Genomic DNA, 1,626 nt, shown 5'->3' with positions numbered 1-1,626 from the left:
CGGCTCGACCCGCTCCGCGCTGGCGCCGCTCTGTTGCGCCCTGCTGGCGGTGCTGGGCGTGGTGCTGCTGCCCGACGCTGCCTTTGCCTGGGGGCCGGGCGTGCACATGGTGGCCGCGCACTGGCTGCTGCAAAACGCCTCGCTTTTGCCTGCCGCCGTGGGCTCGGCCCTGCTGGCCCATCCGGATGCCTTCCTGTACGGCAGCCTTTCCGCCGACATCTTCATCGGCAAGGGCTGCACCGTCACCCCCGGCCACAGCCACAACTGGAGCACCGGCCACACCCTGTACGAGGCGGCGGACACCCCGCGCCTGCATGCCTACGCCTGCGGCTACCTTTCGCACCTTGCCGCAGACACCGTGGCCCACAACCATTATGTGCCCACGCTGCTGGGGGGCACCCCCGGCACCGGCAAGCTGAGCCACGTGTATGTCGAGATGCAGGCCGACCGCATGGTGGAATGGGACGCGGCAGAGGCCGTCAGCCTGTTCCGCCTGCCCAACGGCGCGGCGGACCGCACACTGTTGCGGGCCACCCATGGCGGGCACTGGCCCTTCGCCTTCAAGAAACGGCTGTTCCAGGGCAGCCTGGCCGTCAGCGGCAGGCAGTCGTGGCGGCGTTCGCTGCGCCTGGTGCATCGGGTCATGCCCCACGCGGCGGACCGCGCCTACCTGCGCGAGATGGTCGACGTCAGCGTGAGGGCCGTGGTGGACGTGCTGCGCGACCCGTACGGATCTGCGGTAACGGGCATCGACCCCATCGGCAGCGACCACCTGGCCGAGGCCCGCGACGTGTGCCGGGGCGTGCGGCCCATGGTGGCGCGCAGGCCGGGCGGGGTGCGCTTTCCGCTGGACGAGCGGCTGGGGGATCTGCCCTACCTGCCGGTGCCGTGCCGAGCGGCCTGATCGGCCCATCTTTCATGCCACGTGAAAAGGCGGCGGGAGTGATCCCGCCGCCTTTTGCGTGCATGGTCGTGCGAAAGGCGAAGGGAGCGCGGGGCAGGGCACGGGCCTCTTGAGACGGCGTGGCCACGCCAAGCGGATGGTGAAAGAGGGTGCGGGCGGGACGGCTTCAGCCCAACAGCCACGAAACCAGCGCACCTGCGCCCACCACGTACAGCACGTCCACCCCGGTGCGCAGCGCGGCAAAGGCGGCCACGCCGATTACGGCGGGCAGCGGCGTGGGGGGCAGGGCCTGGGCCACGCTGATGGCCAGGTACCCCAGCAGCCCGGTGAACCCAGCCAGCGTGGCCCGCACCGCCCGGCGGTAGATGCGCGAATGCTCGATGCGCGATACCAGCCGTTCCGCCCCCAGCATGAAGAACAGCGACGGCGTGAAGATGGCCAGCCCCGCCACCACCGATCCCAGCGGGCCGTCCACCCGCCAGCCGATGAACGCGGCAGTGAGGATGATGGGGCCGGGCGTCACCTGGCCGATGGCCACGCCGTCCAGAAAGGCGGCGTCGCTCATCCAGCCGCGCAGGTGGACCACCTCGTGGCGCATCACCGGCAGGGCGGCCAGCGCCCCGCCGAAGGCCACAAGATCGGTGCGCAACATGGACACGGCCAGGGCGAACAGGTCGGGCCGCAAGGCAGCCAGCACGGCCAGGGCCACGGCCACCCCGGCC

The 1,626-nt window shown here is 71.3% G+C and carries 2 protein-coding genes; one reads left to right on the top strand and one right to left on the bottom strand.

What is annotated here, in order from left to right:
• Positions 1 to 904 (top strand): zinc dependent phospholipase C family protein (locus FVW20_RS14620; protein ID WP_372435007.1); only part of this gene is annotated, 904 nt, incomplete at its 5' end.
• Between the two features lie 166 nt (positions 905 to 1,070).
• On the opposite strand, the gene FVW20_RS14615 is transcribed toward FVW20_RS14620, so the two are convergent.
• Positions 1,071 to 1,626 (bottom strand): chromate transporter (locus FVW20_RS14615; protein ID WP_196610185.1); only part of this gene is annotated, 556 nt, incomplete at its 5' end.

Origin of the sequence: Nitratidesulfovibrio oxamicus, from assembly GCF_015731765.1 — a bacterium.
Classification (GTDB): Bacteria; Desulfobacterota; Desulfovibrionia; order Desulfovibrionales; family Desulfovibrionaceae; genus Cupidesulfovibrio; species Cupidesulfovibrio oxamicus.
The sequence above is the reverse complement of the archived record's forward strand: the minus strand, read 5'-3'. Positions and strand labels throughout refer to the sequence as shown.